Source organism: Sphingobacterium deserti (assembly GCF_000757725.1).
In the GTDB taxonomy this organism is placed as follows: domain Bacteria; phylum Bacteroidota; class Bacteroidia; order Sphingobacteriales; family Sphingobacteriaceae; genus Sphingobacterium; species Sphingobacterium deserti.
Genome location: NZ_JJMU01000008.1, coordinates 21,027 through 37,871, shown reverse-complemented (window position 1 = coordinate 37,871; position 16,845 = coordinate 21,027). Strand labels below are relative to the sequence as shown.

Here is a 16,845-nt window from a genome sequence, read left to right as displayed (position 1 = left end):
TTCCTTTTTTCGACTTTTTAATTTTGCCTTTTTAATTTCCATTTCTACATTTCCTTTTTTTGACTTTTTAATTTTGCCTTTTTAATTTTTCATTTCTACATTTCCTTTTTTTGACTTTTTAATTTTGCCTTTTTAATTTCCATTCCTACATTTCCTTTTTTTGACTTTTTAATTTTGCCTTTTTACTTTATTTACCTAACTTTGTCTCTCGTGAAAAATGGGGTAACATTTCTCGTTGCAGCGTGGCAGAAATTCAATGTTTACATTGATTCACAGGATATTTGATTTAATTTTAGCCCTTTTGGGCTTTTTTTGTATCTATACATTAGGAACCATATACATTAATATAAAAGAATGACCAACTACAGTAAATTACCAGCAATTTTGGTGCTCGAAGACGGAACGGTTTATCATGGCAAGGCTGCCGGAAAAATTGGAACGACAACGGGCGAAATCTGTTACAATACAGGTACAACGGGTTATCAGGAGATCTTTACCGATCCGTCCTATTATGGACAAATCATGGTAACTACAAATGCACATATTGGTAATTATGGTATCGATGAGGATGATACCGAATCTGGAAAGATTCAGATTGCAGGATTGGTATGCAAAAACTACAATATTAATTATAGCCGTCAAATGGCAGATTCCTCAATACAGACGTATTTTGAAGAACAAAACCTAGTCGGTATATCTGACATCGATACACGTTCTTTAGTGCGTCATATTCGTGATAAGGGCGCCATGAACGCTATTATCTCGTCGGAAAACCTTGATGTAGAAGAGCTTAAAAGCATATTGGCGAATGTGCCTTCCATGGAAGGTTTAGAACTTTCATCAGTCGTTTCTACAAAAGAGCCTTACTTCTATGGCGAAGAGAGCGCTCCAACCCGCGTGGCAGTATTGGATTTAGGTATAAAAAAGAACATTCTTCGCAATTTTGATTCCCGTCAGGTATATGCGAAAGTTTTTCCAGCTAAAACCACTTTTAAAGAAATGGAAGACTGGAACCCGGATGGTTATTTTATCTCAAACGGCCCCGGCGATCCGGCAGCTATCGACTATGCTATCGAAACTATAAAGGAGATTGTCGACGCTGAAAAGCCGATGTTTGGTATCTGTTTAGGACACCAAATGCTGGCCTTAGCGAATGGAATCCGTACACAAAAAATGCATAACGGGCATCGTGGCATTAATCATCCCGTGAAAAATATCATTTCCAATCGTTGTGAGATTACCTCGCAGAACCATGGGTTTAGCGTTGTCGCTGAAGACATCGAAAAATCGGATAAAATCGAAGTAACTCATGTGAATTTGAATGATAACTCCGTCGAAGGAATCAGAGTGAAAGGTAAGAAAGCTTTTTCGGTACAATACCACCCAGAGTCGTCACCTGGTCCGCATGACTCCCGCTATTTATTTGATGATTTTATTGCTATGATCAAAGCATAGATAACAAAATAAAGGCTGAACTGAACGTTTGGCCTTTTTTTGTGCTCATGGCTTTGTAGCAAAAGAACCGGGCTAGTTCAAAAACTTTCAAATGAAGATTCAGATTTTTAAAACGGAATGTAGATTAGTAGGTAAATTTTATCTAAGTTTGAATATACTAAGTATAAATGTTATCTTAGTGTTGATTATACACTAAGTTGGGAAATTGAAAAAGACAATATAAAAAATGAGTTTAATTATTGATGTTCATGCGCGTCAGATTCTTGATTCGCGCGGTAATCCTACGATCGAAGTAGATGTAACCACACAAAACGGATTTGTCGGACGTGCAGCTGTTCCTTCAGGTGCTTCAACAGGTATTCACGAAGCGGTTGAGCTTCGCGATGGCGATAAGTCAAAATACTTGGGTAAGGGTGTTTTAAAAGCTGTTGAAAATGTAAATACGAAAATTGCGGAAGCATTAAGAGGTGTAGACGTTTTCGAGCAAAACACGATAGACAAGATTATGATTGATCTTGACGGTTCCGAAAATAAAGGTGTTTTGGGTGCTAATGCTATCCTTGGGGTCTCTTTAGCGGTTGCTAAAGCTGCTGCACAAGAGTCTCATCAGCCTTTATACCGTTACATAGGTGGTGTTAATGCAAACACGTTGCCTATCCCGATGATGAACATCATCAATGGTGGATCGCACTCTGATGCGCCTATTGCTTTCCAAGAATTTATGATTATGCCTGTTGGCGCGCCTTCATTCTCAGAAGCATTGCGTTGGGGAACAGAGGTGTTTCATACCTTGAAGAAAATCTTGCACGATAGAAATCTGTCTACTGCAGTAGGCGACGAAGGTGGATTCGCTCCGACATTCGATGGTACTGAAGATGCATTAGATACTGTATTGAAAGCGATAGAAACAGCTGGTTACAAGCCGGGAGCAGATATTTGTTTGGCTTTAGATTGTGCTTCTTCCGAATTCTACAAAGACGGCAGCTATAACTACGCTAAATTCGAAGGTGATAAAGGCGCTGTACGTTCTAGCGAAGAGCAGGCTTCTTACCTTGCGGAATTGTCAGAGAAATACCCAATCATCTCTATCGAAGATGGTATGGCTGAGGATGACTGGGCAGGTTGGAAAACACTAACCGACAAAATCGGTGCACGTGTGCAGCTTGTTGGAGATGATTTGTTCGTAACAAATACGAAACGCTTACAACAAGGTATTGACGATGCAACAGCAAACTCCATCTTGGTTAAGGTTAACCAAATTGGTTCATTAACCGAGACAATCAATGCAGTAACACTAGCGCAAAACTCTGGCTATACTTCGGTAATGTCTCACCGCTCTGGTGAAACGGAAGATGCAACTATCGCTGACTTGGCTGTAGCATTAAACTGTGGGCAGATCAAAACTGGATCAGCATCACGCTCAGACCGTATGGCTAAATACAATCAGTTGTTACGTATAGAAGAGGAACTTGGTGGAAACGCACGTTTCATCGGTAAAAACTTCAAGTACGCGATCAAAAAATAAGTAATCACATTCTTGTGAAAGCTGAAATGTCCTTAGTAGCTATAGCTTGCTAAGGACATTATTTTTACTATAGCAGTCCCACTACCAAATCAGCGGCTCTATTTTGTTGTAATGAACATAATGCCATTTAATGCATTTGTTCCATATTTTTTTACATCCTCCGGAGTCGCATTTTTTCTTATCATCATTTTCTTAACCCTCTTTTTAAATTCCTTATCTTTTATCTTGCTATGATCGGAGTCAACTTTGTCGTCGATAACAAGAACACCAGTGAATTCATTTCCTTTAGGCATTGTGATGGCTTGAGTGGTGTCTGATAGCAGTATCTTTCCATCAATCGCTGCATGCAGTTCATTAAAAGGCCGGATCTGATGTTTAGCATAACCGAAGAGAGCAAGTGCCATGCTCATGCTAAGTAGAAGCAGGGCTGGCAAGGCGCGTTTTATCGTTTTTTTCATCATCAATTTAAATATGACTCGTCCATTAATAGGATTGGCAGACCGTATCTGGCATTGGGCCAGAATTGTGGTTACTGCAAACTGAGGCTACGTCGTATAGTGATCTAATTTACAATTATCTTTTATCTTTACAAATTTATTTCTTCATTTAACAATTAGTTGTTTATCGATAATGTAACATAATCCTCTACAACTATGTTATGCAAAGATGAAACTCTGCAAAATTCTGCGTAAGTTTAGGCAGATATATTTACCTTTGTTTTATGGAGAGATTTCTGAGCCTTATACGGAATAAGTATCTGATTGCCGGGACGGCATTTGTCGTTTGGATATGTTTCTTTGATCGCTATGATTTAAGTACACAGTTCGCTTATCAGCAAGAAAAAAGCAAACTGGAAAACGAAAAAGAGTTCTATGAAACGGAGATAGAGCGAATGGAAAAATCCATAAAGGATGCGCAGTTCAGTCCGACAGAAATCCAGCGTATCGCGCGCGAACGTTACAAAATGAAAAAGGATAACGAAGACGTATACGTTATCCAAGAAGTAGAACCTAAAGAAGAGTAGTAGACCAAATGATACTCCTTTACAGGAGCTACACTTCATCAATCTTTAATCAGTGAAATCTCCTGATAGGTATCAGAAATAGCAAAGATGCGATAGCCGTGCTGCCGTAATGTGTTGAAGAACTTCGTGCCTCTAGCTTTACCATCGGCAAAGAAGCGTTCATGCGTTTCTAGCAGCAGCTGCTTGATCTCAATGCCTGATTCCAAAATACTATCTATAACCACATACTCCGAACCCTCGATATCCATTTTTAATACATCTATTTTTGTATGTCCGCTGTCCATTAAAATGTCTGCGAAGCTTTTCAGCGGAACGGAAACATAATCCTCTTCACTTACCAAGCCATGGTCGAAAATACTACCGGAAACATGCTCTTTATTTCGTGGAAGATGGAACTTTACTTCTTCTGTACGCACGCCTAGACCGTACGGATAGAAATGGAATTGCGGTGGAAGATGTTGGCTGCGCACCCAATCTATGGATTTTGGCGTTGGGTCAAAGCCAAATACCGAACATTGGTGCTGCTCGATCATTGCCTTGTCAAATGAAATGTCTTGCCCTATTCCAAATGAATATACGACGGAACGAGCATCTAAGGAATCGGGGTTAACGTAAAAGCCGCCGTAATCGCTACCATACCAGCGTTTGTTGATGCGCTTCTCCACGTCAATAAAAGCTATTTTTCCTAATCGGGCTTTCAGCCAATACTCCAATCGCTTAAGTTTACTGTTTCTTTCCATAAAGAACCTTATTAATTAATAAAGAGTATAGATTTGCAATAGGCTTCAGGGATTTTAGATTTCAGAAATGGCGTTTATAATATCGTATTGCGTGATAATGTTTATTTTTCCATGGACATCCTCAACCAGTACCGCTTGATTTTCCTTATCGATTAGTGTAGATATCTTGTCGATAGATGTATTGAGATCAACGAACGGAAATACCTTGCTGGCGATGGTTTCCACGGCTGCAGATTTAAGCGACGGGTTATCCAGCAGTGCGTTCAGAATATCAGACTCCGTTACCTTGCTGACTACCATTCCTTGCTGTGTCACCGGGATCTGCGAGATGTTTAATGCTTTCATCAAATTAAAGGTCTCCAGAATGGATTGTGCTCCATCAGCCATAATCGTATCTTGGTCGCCACGCTTCTGTAAAATGCTTTGCGCGGTCAGCTTCTTATCTTTCAGGAATCCACGTTCACGAAGCCAATCTTCGTTATACATCTTTCCCATATAACGCGATCCATGATCATGAAAGATAACGACCACTAAATCGTCCTCTTTCAAAGATTTTCCTAGTTGAAGCAATCCAGCAATAGCTGATCCAGCCGAATTCCCTGCAAAGATGCCCTCTTGACGTGCCAATTCACGAGTCATTAGCGCCGCATCCTTATCCGTTACCTTTTCAAATAAGTCAATAACTTCGAAGTCAACATTTGCAGGTATAAAGTCCTCACCAATTCCTTCTGTTATATAAGGGTAGATTTCTGCTTTATCCAATACACCCGTTTCCTTATATTTCTTAAAGACCGATCCGTAAGTATCGATTCCCCAGATCTTAATATTTGGGTTTTGCTCGCGTAGATATCTGCCTGCGCCGGATATCGTTCCGCCAGTACCTACACCCACAACAAGGTGCGTGATCTTTCCCTCAGTTTGCGCCCATATTTCGGGGCCAGTTTGTTCATAATGCGCCTGAGCATTTGATAAATTATCATACTGGTTCGCTTTCCACGCATTGGGCACCTCTTTGACAAGTCTACTGGAAACGGAGTAGTAAGATCTTGGATCTTCAGGGTCTACATTTGTTGGGCAAACGATCACCTCAGCGCCAAAAGCGCGGAGCGCATCTATCTTCTCTTTCGATTGTTTGTCGGTCGTGGTAAATATACATTTGTAGCCTTTCACAACTGCCGCCATTGCCAGACCCATCCCCGTATTTCCAGAGGTGCCTTCTATTATGGTGCCACCAGGCTTCAGTAAACCTGCTTCCTCCGCGTCTTCAATCATTTTAATGGCCATACGGTCCTTGATAGAATTTCCCGGATTCGTGGTTTCAATTTTAGCAAGTACAGTCCCTTTGAGGTGTTTGGTTACTTTATTCAGTTTTACTAAGGGCGTGTTGCCAATGGTTTCCAAAATATTGTTATACCACATATTATATTTTCTAGCGCTAGATCAGGATAATAGCTCCTTTTAAAATTTTAGATGTTTAACGGTTAATCCGTTATTTGCAAGCTGTTTCAGTGCGTCAATGCCAATTTTGAGGTGCGTCTCCACATATTTGGCGGTAACCGCCAAGTCGCTTTCTGATGTTTTTACACCCTCTGGAACCATTGGCTGATCTGATACTAGTAATAACGCGCCCGTCGGTATTTTGTTTGAAAAGCCTACGCTGAAAATTGTCGCGGTTTCCATATCAACGGCCATGGCGCGGATTGCTTTCAAATACTTTTTGAAAGCCTTATCGTGCTCCCATACGCGGCGGTTCGTCGTGTACACGGTTCCCGTCCAATAGTCCCGCGAGTAGTCACGAATCGTAGTTGATATCGCTTTTTGGAGTGCAAATGAGGGTAGGGATGGTACTTCCTGCGGGAAGTAGTCGTTAGAAGTCCCTTCACCTCGTATAGCGGCAATGGGAAGTATAAGTTCGCCCACCGGAATTTTTTTCTTGAGACCGCCAGTCTTACCAAGAAACAATACCGCTTTGGGGTTGATAGCGGAAAGCAAATCCATTACCGTGGCTGCCATGGGGCTGCCCATGCCGAAATTGATAATGGTTATCCCCCCAGCAGTACAAGCTTGCATCGCTTTATCCTCGCCATAGATTGCCGCATTGTCATTCATCTCCGAGAACATCTTCACGTATTTAGAGAAATTCGTCAGCAATACATAGGGTTCAAATTCTTCAAGCGGACAACCGGTGTAGCGCGGTAACCAATTGTTCACAATGTCTTTCTTCGATTTTAGACCGGGCGTAATAGGGGTTTCTACCGTCTTCTTTTTTGTCATATCCTGTTCATTAGGTTAAACCATCGGAATCGCGTAGCTAACAATTCCGTTTTATACTATACAAAAAATCCCTCAGCTTGCTGAGGGATTTTTTTAAGCTACCTGAAGCTTCTTAATATCTGACTTCGCAAACTTCTTTTTGGCGTATTCCAAATTTATATGGAATACCTTATCGCCCGTATCCTCCTTCGATGTTGGTATTTCAAACATGGCGTCGAGCATAATGGCTTCACAAATACTGCGTAAACCGCGTGCGCCCAATTTGAACTCCCAAGCTTTCTCGACAATGAAGTCATAAACGTCCTCATCAAAAGTTAGCTCTACACCCTCGTAATTAAACAACTTCATATACTGTTTAATCAGCGCATTTTTAGGTTCCGTCAAAATGTTCAATAGCGTTTCTTTATCAAGCGGATTCAAATATGTTAACACCGGCAAACGACCGATTAACTCGGGGATGAGCCCAAAATTCTTCAAATCCAACGGTGTGATATATTTGTACAAGTTTGTCAAGTCAACCTCCTCATCATCATCCTTCATCTTGTAACCTACCGTCTGCGTACGTAACCTGTTCGCAATTTTCTTTTGAATGCCATCAAATGCACCACCACATATAAAGAGGATGTTGCTCGTGTTTACCGAAATCATTTTCTGATCCGGGTGCTTACGCCCACCTTGCGGTGGAACATTTACATTCGTACCTTCTAATATTTTCAGTAGAGCCTGTTGTACACCTTCACCGGAGACATCTCTGGTGATAGATGGGTTGTCGCTCTTACGTGCAATCTTGTCGATTTCATCGATGTAGATAATACCGCGTTCTGCAGCAGCCACGTCATAATCAGCCGCCTGGAGCAGTCTTGTCAAAATACTCTCGACATCCTCACCGACGTAGCCTGCTTCCGTTAGCACAGTAGCATCCACGATACAAAAAGGAACGTTTAATATCTTGGCTACCGTTTTAGCCAACAAGGTTTTTCCCGTTCCAGTCTCACCGACAATGATCAAATTGGACTTTTCAATCTCTATTTCATCCTTGTCTACTTTCTGATTCAAGCGTTTATAATGATTGTATACGGAAACAGAAATTACTTTCTTCGCGTCATCTTGCCCGATTACATACTGATCCAAATGCTGTTTAATCTCGATAGGACGCACAAGCTTAAGCGTCGTCTGTAATGACTTGCTTTTACGCTGCTTCAATTCCTCCGCCAAAATTTCACCTGCCTGGGTCACGCAACGATCGCATATATGAGCTCCGTCGCCAGCAATAAGCATTTGCGCATCGTTTTTGCTAATGCCGCAAAACGAGCAACGGATATCTCTATTATTAATCTTACTCATCGATTGATTTGTTATTTAACTTCTTTTTTAGGCAATAGTACCTCATCAATCATACCAAATTCTTTTGCTTCGGCCGCCTTCATCCAATAATCGCGATCGGAAGACTTCTCTACCCACTCGTAAGGTTGGCCTGAATGCTCGGAAATAATCGTATATAGTTCTTCTTTAAGCTTCAACATTTCCCGAAGATTGATCTCCATGTCAGATGCCACACCCTGCGCACCACCAGAAGGCTGATGAATCATTACGCGAGCATGTTTTAAAGCTGCGCGCTTACCTTTCGCTCCAGCAACCAATAGAACTGCACCCATAGAAGCAGCCATACCCGTACAGATCGTTGCTACGTCTGGAGAGATATATTGCATCGTATCGTAAATACCTAAACCAGCATACACGCTACCACCTGGTGAGTTAATATAGATCTGAATGTCACGTTGTGCATCGGTAGACTGCAAAAACAAAAGTTGAGCCTGCACGATATTTGCAACCTGATCATTGATACCATCACCTAAGAAGATGATACGATCCATCATCAACCGGGAGAAAACGTCCATCTGCGCCACATTGAGTTGGCGTTCCTCAATAATGTAAGGCGTAAGGTTGGTCGGCATATTTTGCTGTACACGGGAAATATAGCCGTCTACATACTGACTACCTATACGATGATGTTGGATTGCATATTTTCTAAATTCGTTTTTATCTATATTCATTGCTGTTGTGTTTTCTGTTTTATAAAATACCAATATAAAAATAACATTTAAATCTTAACTACAAATAGAGCGCCGAATTATAATTTGGCAGTTCCGGTAAAAAGAAAAATCGACTCTCAGCAAAATCTATTTTGCAATAATGGTGCTCTATGCCGTTACTAACCAAAAGTAAGGGGATTTTATGTATACTGTTGTAGTTGGCAATTTGATGGAATACCTTTTCGGTAATTTTGACAGTCGGCGCTTTAAACTCTGCCAAAAGGATCTTCTCTCCTTCGTTGTTGTAGATCAATAGGTCGCTTCGTTTCTTTAATGTATTCAACCGAAGTCCACCTTCGATCTGCATTAGAGCTTTCGGGTAATGTTTGTAGCGATGCAGGTAATGAATCCAATGCTGCCTGACCCATTCTTCAGGTGTAAGCACTAAGTCCTTTTTTCGCAGCTCATCAAAAATAAATAGCTTATCCAATTTTTGCGTGATCTTAGACGAATACGCCGGTAAATTTAGCGGAATAGGCTCAAACATCCTCAAAAATACGATAATTTAAGCGGACAACAAAATTACCAACCCGCAATAAAACGTTGAAAATTCGTAATTTCGTCAGGTATGAATGTAAATGCAATCCTCGCCGATATCAAGAAAAGAAAGTTCAGCCCTGTATACCTTTTGCATGGCGATGAGTCTTATTACATCGATTTGATCACCGATAGCTTGGAGAACAAGGTACTCACCGATGCGCAAAAGGGTTTTGACCAAACTATACTCTATGGAAAAGATAGTACCATCATAAATATTGTAAACGCTGCAAAACGCTACCCCATGATGAGCGATCACCAGCTTATCATCATCAAAGAGGCGCAAGACTTGAAATGGAAGTCGGAGGAAGAACTTTTATTAAAATATTTGGAGCACCTAACACCCTCAACAATCTTGGTCATAGCCTACAAGTATGGGAAATTTGACAAACGAAAAAAGATCTATAAAGCGTTCGAAAAGGCTGGCGTGGTCATTGAATCTGCGAAACTCTATGATAACAAGATCGGGGAGTGGATCGTCGATCAATTTCGTTCAGCCGACCGCAATATCCATCCGCAAGCCGCGGCCATGATGGCCGATTATTTGGGGACAGATCTCTCTAAAATAGCCAATGAAATCGATAAATTATTGCTAAACGTGCCAAAACACCAAGAAGTGCAAGCCCTCCATATTGAACAAAATATAGGTATCAGTAAGGATTTCAACGTCTTTGAACTTCAGTCTGCTTTGGCAAAACGGAACACTGTTCGAGCTATACAGATTGTGGATTACTTTGTTGCAAATCCTAAATCAAATCCCCTTCCGATGGTAATCGGTAACCTAGGAACGTATTTTACTAAAATCTTGAAATATCACTACCTGCCAGATAAGTCACCGCAGGTTGCCGCGAAGCAGCTGGGCGTGCACACCTTCTTTCTGAAAGAATACGAAGCTGCTGCGCGAAACTTCAACCGTAAAAAAACATTCTCCATCATTCATCACCTCAGTGTTTATGATCTAAAGACGAAAGGTATGGATGTAGGACCCTTTACGGATAGCGGGGACATTCTGCGCGAATTGATTTTCAAGATACTAAACTAGTCGCGTTTAGTATCTTTTCCCTTTTCCGCCCCAAAACCTTTTTCCTTTTCAGGCGATTCCTCGAAAGGATTAATTTCAGATTCGTGAATTTCCTTATAGTGAACCTTGGTGGGCGCGGTCGGATCATCGGTATCTATTTCAACATCTATCTTCACTTTTTTCTCCATTTTAGGCTTGCGCACGACGCCCCATTTGATAAGCAACTCCTGCGTAGCATTTATTTTCAAATGCTCCTTTTCCGGCTCGCCGATAAGAAAGCCAAAAGCTTGCATGGATGGTATAGCGTCAAATAGCACTTTGATCGTGGCCGTGAGGGGTAAAGCCAAGATTAATCCAGATAATCCAAATAACATGCCGCCCAGCAAAATGGCAATAATAGCCATCAACGGGTTAATGCTCACCTTGCTCCCTACTATATTTGGCGTAATAACATTTCCTTCCAAAAATTGCACCACCTGAAACCAGGCAATAACACCTACGGCATACCAAGCGCTGTCCTTAACGGCCAGTGCGAACAAGGCAGGTAAGATGGAGCCAATCGCAATTCCAATGTAAGGCAATAACATCAGTAGCGAAGCTAATGTACCGAAGAACCAAGCATATTCAATGCCCATAACCATCAGACCTACGGTATTAAGAATAGCCACAATTCCCATTACGGTTACCAAGCCCAATAGATAGCTTTGTACAACATAGTAGATTTTATTCAAGGTTTCGTGCACCTTTGACTGCGGTACGCTCTTGAATGCTTTGAAAAAAAATTCCCGAAAGAAATCACGGTAATACAGAAGAAAAAAGGCAAATAAAGGAACCAGTACGGCTCCCGCCAAAATATTTCCGATCGATCCGAAGGTTGCAGAAGCCATTGTACCCGCGTTAGACATCATCTTGTTGCCCTGATCACGCAGTTGATCCATCACAGCGCTGCGCTGAATACCGAACGAGTCCTCTGCCCAGCGTTGTGCGCGGTCGAGCACCGACATCACCTTATCCGTAATCGCCGTGGCATCTTTACCGATTATTATGCTTTGGTGAACGATAAACCAACCGATAACATACAGTACCGCAATGGCCACAATGACAGAAAGTATCGCCGCGGTAGCCTTGCCTAGGCGCATCCGTTCAAACAAACGGGCCATGGGGTACAAAGAAATCGCAATCAAAATCGCGAACAGTAAAGGCACCAGCACGGTCTCCGTTGCATACATAAATCCCAACAGCAACGCCATCGCTAAAAGACTCGCCGCCAAATCCAGAGCGTAGGGAAATTTCTTTGAATTATTTTCCATCAAAAATGTTTTTTCAAACAACAATTAAGTTGTTCTTTTGTTTTTCTGATTCCAAAAAATAACGTAGAAGAAAGCAATTGATATGATGAGGCTATTGACCAGGAAAATAGTGGGTATACGTGTTAAGTTATCGCTGTAAACATAACCCGCTAGGAGTGCGCCGCCGCCTATGCCCACTTCCAGCGCAATGTACATAGTCGCCATCGCTTTACCACGGTGTTGGGGTAAGCTGAGGTCAATCGTCCAGGCGTTCACAGCAGGAGAGAGGATACCAGTGCCGATCCCGTAAATAATCGCCCCCGTGATCAGGCCTTCAATAGAGTCCCCTATCCCGATACATAGTACCGCAATAGCGACAATGAAAAGCCCTACGATCATGACGTGGATTCGTCCATAACGATCCGCTACCTTGCCTGATACAAACCGTATCAGGATCGAGGACAGCGTATAGGCAGTGAAAAAAAGGCCTTTGTTGCCTATTCCAAGATGCTCGCTCCAGTCTGGTATTAGAGTTAATATAACGCCATATCCGGAATAGGACAAAAGCGTCACGATGGCTGCGGGCAGCACCCGCCATTCCAGTATTTCGTTACGCTTGATTTTTAGCATAGAGGTAGAAAACCGTTCTTTATTTTGTAAGGTCTCGCGCATATTGATCACAATGACAATCGAGAGCATAGCAAACAGCGATGAGCTATAAAACATCGGATTAATTCCATAATTCTGGGCGATATAGCTTCCCACCGCTGGACCTATAGCACCGCCGATGCTAAAGCATAATCCATGCATGCCCAATGCTTCCCCCCAGCGATTTTGCGGGATGATATCAGCAACATAGGCTGATGTAGCGGTTGGCTTAAAGCCTGTAGAGAAGCCATGTACTGAGCGAAGCAAGAAAAACAAGGCAACAGAGCTGATCACCGGATAGAGGAAGCCACAGACAAAGCAAACCACAGAGCCTACCGCCATCACAGGCACACGACCCCAACGATCCGTTAGCTTTCCGCTAAACGGTCGTGAAATACCTGCCGTCAAGGTGAAAAGCGCAATAATTAGCCCTTTGTGTTCGCCCCCGCCCATTTTACTGAGATGGTTCGGAAGCTCAGGAATGATCATGTTAAAGCTCGCAGAAAAAAGAAGCGAGCTCATGCATAGCAGGGCAAAAGGTAATGTATATATCGACTTAGATTCGTCCACCGTTATTTTCTAGCTAAAGATTGCCGTGTCAGTTCGGAACAGAAAATCGTCGTTGCGACAGCCACATTTAGTGATTCTGCGTTGCCCACGCGAGGTATTGTGACGGGGTGTTCAACACGTTCCAGCAAAGCATGGCTGATTCCATTGCCTTCATTCCCCATAATAATGAGTCCCGCATTTCCGAAGGCCGTCGTATAAATTGATCGACCATCCAAAACAGCACCGTAAGTGGGTAGCTTTGCGTGCGCAATAAAATCGGGTAAATTGGTATATGCAATTTTGATCCGCGCGAGCGAACCCATCGTTGCTTGCACCACTTTGGGGTTGTACGCATCTACCGTGCCCTGGGAGCAGATAAGCTGCCGTATGCCAAACCATTCCGCCGTTCGGATGATCGTGCCCAAATTTCCTGGATCTTGAATATCGTCTAGCAGTAGACTATGCTCATTACGAATGGTATTCCAATCAAAGGCATCTTCTTCGGGTAAATGAATCAAGGCTAAAATCCCTTGCGGATTGGTCAATGTAGAAATTTTATGAAATTCAGCATTACTGACTTCCACACATTTTATTTTCTGCGGTAAATTAGGCATTTTTGCCAGAGCTTCCGCGGTGCTGAATACGCTATGGATATGATAATTGGATGAAGTAAATTCCAAGACGGACTTTATGCCCTCCACCAGAAAAAGACCGTGTTGTTTGCGGAATTTTTTATGCTGCAATGACGTTACTAAACTGATTTGTGCCTTTGATAACATCGCTTAATGATTAAAAAAGATATTTTTGTTGCCTTTGCAAGTATAACGCTTTTGTTGCTAATTCTAGCATCCTGCCGCTCTGCGAAGTATTTAGACGATGACCAAGCGCTGGTAACCGAGGTAGCAATGGAAGGCGTTTCCCCGCAGCTTAAAGAGGAAGCATCTGCATACATATCAACCGAAGTGAAGCCAAATTCGCGCTTAAACCTAACCATCTATAATTGGTTTAATACGAAAGATGGAAAATACAAACGAGACGGCATACGAAATGTAGGCGAAGCACCGCATGTGCTTGATTCTTCACTGGTGGAACTATCCGCCAACCAAATCAATCGATTCCTCCAAACGCGTGGCTATTTCAATGCTGTAGTAGAACCACATGCAATTGTTAGGAAGAAAAAAGCGACCCTGCAGTTTAATGTGGCTTTAGGGCAACCTTTTCGGTATGGAAATATCACACACCAAGCGACAGATCCTGTGATTGATTCAATTTACAGCAGGTCGGTTTTGCCTTATTCCAAGGCTAAGCCTGGAGCGCAATTCAATAGCGGAGATTTGCTGGATGAACGCGAGCGGTTGTATAACAAATTGAAAGAATATGGTTATTACGAATATCTGCGGCAATACATGCGCGTCGGAATAGATACCAACACGGTGGCAAAGCAAGCAAACCTTCAGGTCGATATTCAAAATCCTTCGGAAAATAGCAAACATGTTATCTATTATATTGACAGCGTGTCTGCAACGGTCCGTCTCCCTTATGGTCAAGCTGGGAACGGAAAGCCAAAAGCTTTATATCATTCCAAATTAAACATTCGGTATAAAGATGAAACCGGACGATTTAAACTCGCTCCGATGGCTCGCTACATGTATATCCGGCCAGGTATGCGCTATAATCTGAAAAAGGAAATTCAAGCCTATGATAGGCTTTATGAAATGAATGGCTTTCGGAACGTAAAAATAAACTACCAAAAGGTAGATTCCAATAGGCTCCATGTTGCTTATGAACTAACGCCGAGGCCGGTCATGGCAAATCAGGTGGAAGGAGAGTTCACATTTAGTTCAGGGATGAGTGGTTTCAACGTCGGGAATACCTTTTCGCATCGAAATGTGTTTGGCGGTGCCGAACAATTGGAAGTTAAATTAAGGTATGGCGTATTGTTTGATCCCCGTTTGGATGGAAATTTAGCAAGCAAAATCTTTAATAATGACTTTCAGATTGGTGTAAACCTGGTCGTTCCACGCCTGATGACGCCTTTTGAAAACTCCAGCACAGGCACCTATGGATTGCCACGCACAACGTTTTCCAGCACGGTGCAACTCTTTCAGCAAGATGGGACGTACTCAAACCGATATTTCACAAACACGTTAAATTATATATGGTATAGTGATGTGCATGCCCAACACAGTTTGACCCCCATTTCAATCGAGTATAGGCAGGGGCGTTTGAACGAGGACTTCGCACGCAGGCTAGAGGAAGAGGGTTACCGCCTGTATATTCGTAGTAACAACCGCGAGTATTTTGGCTTGGGTGCGCAATATGCTTTCACCTATAATGCCAAGCGCCTTCTTCGTTTGGAAGATTTCAATTACTTCCGTGTAGGCTTGGAAAGTAGCGGAAATCTACTCGGAATGGCAGCGAATCTATTTAAATTTAATTCGTCTCCAGAAGGCGAAAAATTGCTGTTTGGTGTACCTTATTTACAGTATGCAAAAGCGGAAGTAGACTACCGTTGGTACAAACACCTTTCCGGAAATAAACAGTTCGTCCTTCGATTTAACGGTGGTATTGCAGTACCTTATGGAAACAATTCACAGTTGTTGATTTTTGAAAAAAGCTTCTACGGCGGTGGGATGAATGGCATTCGTGCTTGGCAGGCGCGCACACTCGGGCCTGGGAATTACGATCGCCGTGGTCTCCAAAATGAACAGCTGCGCTTGAATCTGCGTAACCTAGATCAACTCGGGGAGGTCAAGCTTGAGGCTAACGCTGAATATCGATTTCGCTTGCTCAACAAATTTTTAGGTGCTAAATTAAATGGTGCAACCTTTCTGGACGCTGGAAATATCTGGCTGCTTCGCGACAATGAATTTACCACTTCCGGCGAAGGCACATTTAGAGCCGATAAATTCCTGTCACAAATTGCGCTAGGCACGGGGTTTGGACTACGATTGGATATGGACTATTTTATGATCCGCCTAGATGCAGGTCTTAAACTAAAAGATCCACAGTTTGAAGGAAGTGATCAATGGGTGATTAAAGAGTTTTTTAACGCAACGGAATTTAAGAGGGAATTCTATGAAGCACGGAGGCCAGATCGCTATAATTTTATCCAATACAACTTCAGCGTAGGCCTTCCCTTTTAAAGAAAGCCTTTAATACCTGCAAATATCGTTTCAATAATTTTCCCTAAGTCCAGACCTTTCGAATAATGGAAATAGCCGTATATAATGGCTAAGATAACGAGGACAGTCAGGAAACGTTTAAATAGGTAGCCCGCCAGTAATAGCGCGCCGGGGATAATTAAGAGGAGGAGACCACTAATTTTGAACGGTTTTAGCGCTTGATCAGACTTATGTATATAATACAGTTTACCGACCGAACTTTCCTGATTTTTATGTTTAAAGAAGACAAAGGTGGACGATGCTAAAGGGTGTTTCACCACGGCCACACCATCGTGAAAAGATAAATCCTGTTCAAATCCGTTTAGATTAAAGACGAAAGTACCATTGATATTTTCAAGCGGCTGATCAGCAGTATCCACAGCGATAATAGCCAACTTGCCATTTTGCGTCAGGTTTTCCTTTACGATAAAATTACCTATGCGCTGAGGCTGTGCCTTTGCTAACACCACAGAGCATACGAGGAAAAAAAATATATAGCGTACTCGCGTCACGATTCAATTGTTCT

General features: G+C 42.3%; 16 protein-coding genes. 5 read left to right on the top strand and 11 right to left on the bottom strand.

The genetic code is table 11. The annotated features are described in order from the left end of the window. Positions 1 to 354 precede the first annotated feature (354 nt). Together carA and eno are read left to right on the top strand one after the other, a co-directional pair. Positions 355 to 1,455, top strand: a complete 1,101-nt coding sequence (gene carA, locus DI53_RS02420; RefSeq protein ID WP_037494955.1) for a glutamine-hydrolyzing carbamoyl-phosphate synthase small subunit — start codon at positions 355 to 357, stop codon at positions 1,453 to 1,455. A gap of 226 nt (positions 1,456 to 1,681) precedes the next feature. Then, positions 1,682 to 2,980: a phosphopyruvate hydratase gene (eno, locus tag DI53_RS02415; protein ID WP_037494953.1), complete on the top strand. Its 1,299-nt coding sequence runs from the start codon at positions 1,682 to 1,684 to the stop codon at positions 2,978 to 2,980. A gap of 98 nt (positions 2,981 to 3,078) precedes the next feature. Here eno and DI53_RS02410 read toward each other — a convergent pair whose 3' ends face one another. After that, a complete protein-coding gene (locus DI53_RS02410; RefSeq protein WP_037494951.1) occupies positions 3,079 to 3,441 on the bottom strand; it encodes a hypothetical protein in 363 nt (120 codons plus the stop codon). Between the two features lie 260 nt (positions 3,442 to 3,701). On the opposite strand from DI53_RS02410, the gene DI53_RS02405 reads away from it, so the two are divergent. After that, positions 3,702 to 4,004, top strand: a complete 303-nt coding sequence (locus DI53_RS02405; protein WP_037494949.1) for an FtsB family cell division protein — start codon at positions 3,702 to 3,704, stop codon at positions 4,002 to 4,004. Between the two features lie 38 nt (positions 4,005 to 4,042). Here the strand turns inward: DI53_RS02405 and DI53_RS02400 are convergent, their stop codons facing one another. From DI53_RS02400 to DI53_RS02375, 6 genes are all read right to left on the bottom strand, one after another. After that, on the bottom strand, positions 4,043 to 4,744 hold the full coding sequence (locus DI53_RS02400) for an FkbM family methyltransferase (RefSeq protein ID WP_037494947.1): 702 nt from the start codon (positions 4,742 to 4,744) through the stop codon (positions 4,043 to 4,045). A 54-nt stretch (positions 4,745 to 4,798) separates the two neighbouring features. Then, positions 4,799 to 6,163 (bottom strand): pyridoxal-phosphate dependent enzyme, encoded by a 1,365-nt coding sequence (locus tag DI53_RS02395; protein ID WP_037494945.1) that lies wholly within the window; start codon positions 6,161 to 6,163, stop codon positions 4,799 to 4,801. Positions 6,164 to 6,202: 39 nt separating this feature from the next. Then, entirely contained in the window at positions 6,203 to 7,018 is an 816-nt protein-coding gene (locus DI53_RS02390) for an AMP nucleosidase (RefSeq protein ID WP_037494944.1), read from the bottom strand. A gap of 93 nt (positions 7,019 to 7,111) precedes the next feature. Next, positions 7,112 to 8,362, bottom strand: a complete 1,251-nt coding sequence (gene clpX, locus DI53_RS02385; RefSeq protein ID WP_037494942.1) for an ATP-dependent Clp protease ATP-binding subunit ClpX — start codon at positions 8,360 to 8,362, stop codon at positions 7,112 to 7,114. A gap of 11 nt (positions 8,363 to 8,373) precedes the next feature. Continuing rightward, positions 8,374 to 9,072 (bottom strand): ATP-dependent Clp endopeptidase proteolytic subunit ClpP, encoded by a 699-nt coding sequence (gene clpP, locus DI53_RS02380; RefSeq protein WP_037495085.1) that lies wholly within the window; start codon positions 9,070 to 9,072, stop codon positions 8,374 to 8,376. A gap of 58 nt (positions 9,073 to 9,130) precedes the next feature. Beyond that, complete coding sequence (locus DI53_RS02375) at positions 9,131 to 9,598, bottom strand: type I restriction enzyme HsdR N-terminal domain-containing protein (protein ID WP_037494939.1); 468 nt, start codon at positions 9,596 to 9,598, stop codon at positions 9,131 to 9,133. An 81-nt stretch (positions 9,599 to 9,679) separates the two neighbouring features. Here DI53_RS02375 and holA point away from each other — a divergent pair, with 81 nt between their 5' ends. Further along, entirely contained in the window at positions 9,680 to 10,690 is a 1,011-nt protein-coding gene (gene holA / locus DI53_RS02370) for a DNA polymerase III subunit delta (RefSeq protein ID WP_037494937.1), read from the top strand. Here holA and DI53_RS02365 read toward each other — a convergent pair. From DI53_RS02365 to DI53_RS02355, 3 genes are read right to left on the bottom strand one after another with little or no spacing between them, the layout of a single operon-like run. Then, positions 10,687 to 11,979: an AI-2E family transporter gene (locus tag DI53_RS02365; RefSeq protein WP_081939372.1), complete on the bottom strand. Its 1,293-nt coding sequence runs from the start codon at positions 11,977 to 11,979 to the stop codon at positions 10,687 to 10,689. The two genes, holA and DI53_RS02365, sit on opposite strands and share 4 nt — an antisense overlap. 24 nt (positions 11,980 to 12,003) lie before the next feature. Next, entirely contained in the window at positions 12,004 to 13,128 is a 1,125-nt protein-coding gene (locus DI53_RS02360; RefSeq protein WP_052071976.1) for an MFS transporter, read from the bottom strand. A 50-nt stretch (positions 13,129 to 13,178) separates the two neighbouring features. After that, on the bottom strand, positions 13,179 to 13,934 hold the full coding sequence (locus DI53_RS02355) for a TrmH family RNA methyltransferase (protein WP_037494931.1): 756 nt from the start codon (positions 13,932 to 13,934) through the stop codon (positions 13,179 to 13,181). Between the two features lie 6 nt (positions 13,935 to 13,940). Here DI53_RS02355 and tamL point away from each other — a divergent pair, with 6 nt between their 5' ends. Next, the gene (tamL, locus tag DI53_RS02350) at positions 13,941 to 16,301 is read left to right on the top strand and encodes a translocation and assembly module lipoprotein TamL (RefSeq protein ID WP_037494928.1); all 2,361 of its coding nucleotides are present in this window, start codon (positions 13,941 to 13,943) and stop codon (positions 16,299 to 16,301) included. On the opposite strand, the gene DI53_RS02345 is transcribed toward tamL, so the two are convergent. Beyond that, positions 16,298 to 16,789 (bottom strand): hypothetical protein, encoded by a 492-nt coding sequence (locus tag DI53_RS02345; RefSeq protein ID WP_241462352.1) that lies wholly within the window; start codon positions 16,787 to 16,789, stop codon positions 16,298 to 16,300. The two genes, tamL and DI53_RS02345, sit on opposite strands and share 4 nt — an antisense overlap. Between the last annotated feature and the right edge of the window lie 56 nt (positions 16,790 to 16,845).

What these genes read in the sequence shown, in the direction of transcription:
- eno (WP_037494953.1), top strand. Translation starts at nt 1,682, where the DNA reads ATGAGTTTAATTATTGATGTTCATGCGCGTCAGATTCTTGATTCGCGC.
- clpP (WP_037495085.1), bottom strand. Translation starts at nt 9,072, where the DNA reads ATGAATATAGATAAAAACGAATTTAGAAAATATGCAATCCAACATCAT.
- DI53_RS02405 (WP_037494949.1), top strand. Translation starts at nt 3,702, where the DNA reads ATGGAGAGATTTCTGAGCCTTATACGGAATAAGTATCTGATTGCCGGG.
- DI53_RS02395 (WP_037494945.1), bottom strand. Translation starts at nt 6,163, where the DNA reads ATGTGGTATAACAATATTTTGGAAACCATTGGCAACACGCCCTTAGTA.
- clpX (WP_037494942.1), bottom strand. Translation starts at nt 8,362, where the DNA reads ATGAGTAAGATTAATAATAGAGATATCCGTTGCTCGTTTTGCGGCATT.
- holA (WP_037494937.1), top strand. Translation starts at nt 9,680, where the DNA reads ATGAATGTAAATGCAATCCTCGCCGATATCAAGAAAAGAAAGTTCAGC.
- DI53_RS02390 (WP_037494944.1), bottom strand. Translation starts at nt 7,018, where the DNA reads ATGACAAAAAAGAAGACGGTAGAAACCCCTATTACGCCCGGTCTAAAA.
- DI53_RS02355 (WP_037494931.1), bottom strand. Translation starts at nt 13,934, where the DNA reads ATGTTATCAAAGGCACAAATCAGTTTAGTAACGTCATTGCAGCATAAA.
- DI53_RS02400 (WP_037494947.1), bottom strand. Translation starts at nt 4,744, where the DNA reads ATGGAAAGAAACAGTAAACTTAAGCGATTGGAGTATTGGCTGAAAGCC.
- carA (WP_037494955.1), top strand. Translation starts at nt 355, where the DNA reads ATGACCAACTACAGTAAATTACCAGCAATTTTGGTGCTCGAAGACGGA.
- DI53_RS02365 (WP_081939372.1), bottom strand. Translation starts at nt 11,979, where the DNA reads ATGGAAAATAATTCAAAGAAATTTCCCTACGCTCTGGATTTGGCGGCG.
- DI53_RS02410 (WP_037494951.1), bottom strand. Translation starts at nt 3,441, where the DNA reads ATGATGAAAAAAACGATAAAACGCGCCTTGCCAGCCCTGCTTCTACTT.
- DI53_RS02360 (WP_052071976.1), bottom strand. Translation starts at nt 13,128, where the DNA reads ATGAGCTCGCTTCTTTTTTCTGCGAGCTTTAACATGATCATTCCTGAG.
- DI53_RS02375 (WP_037494939.1), bottom strand. Translation starts at nt 9,598, where the DNA reads ATGTTTGAGCCTATTCCGCTAAATTTACCGGCGTATTCGTCTAAGATC.
- tamL (WP_037494928.1), top strand. Translation starts at nt 13,941, where the DNA reads ATGATTAAAAAAGATATTTTTGTTGCCTTTGCAAGTATAACGCTTTTG.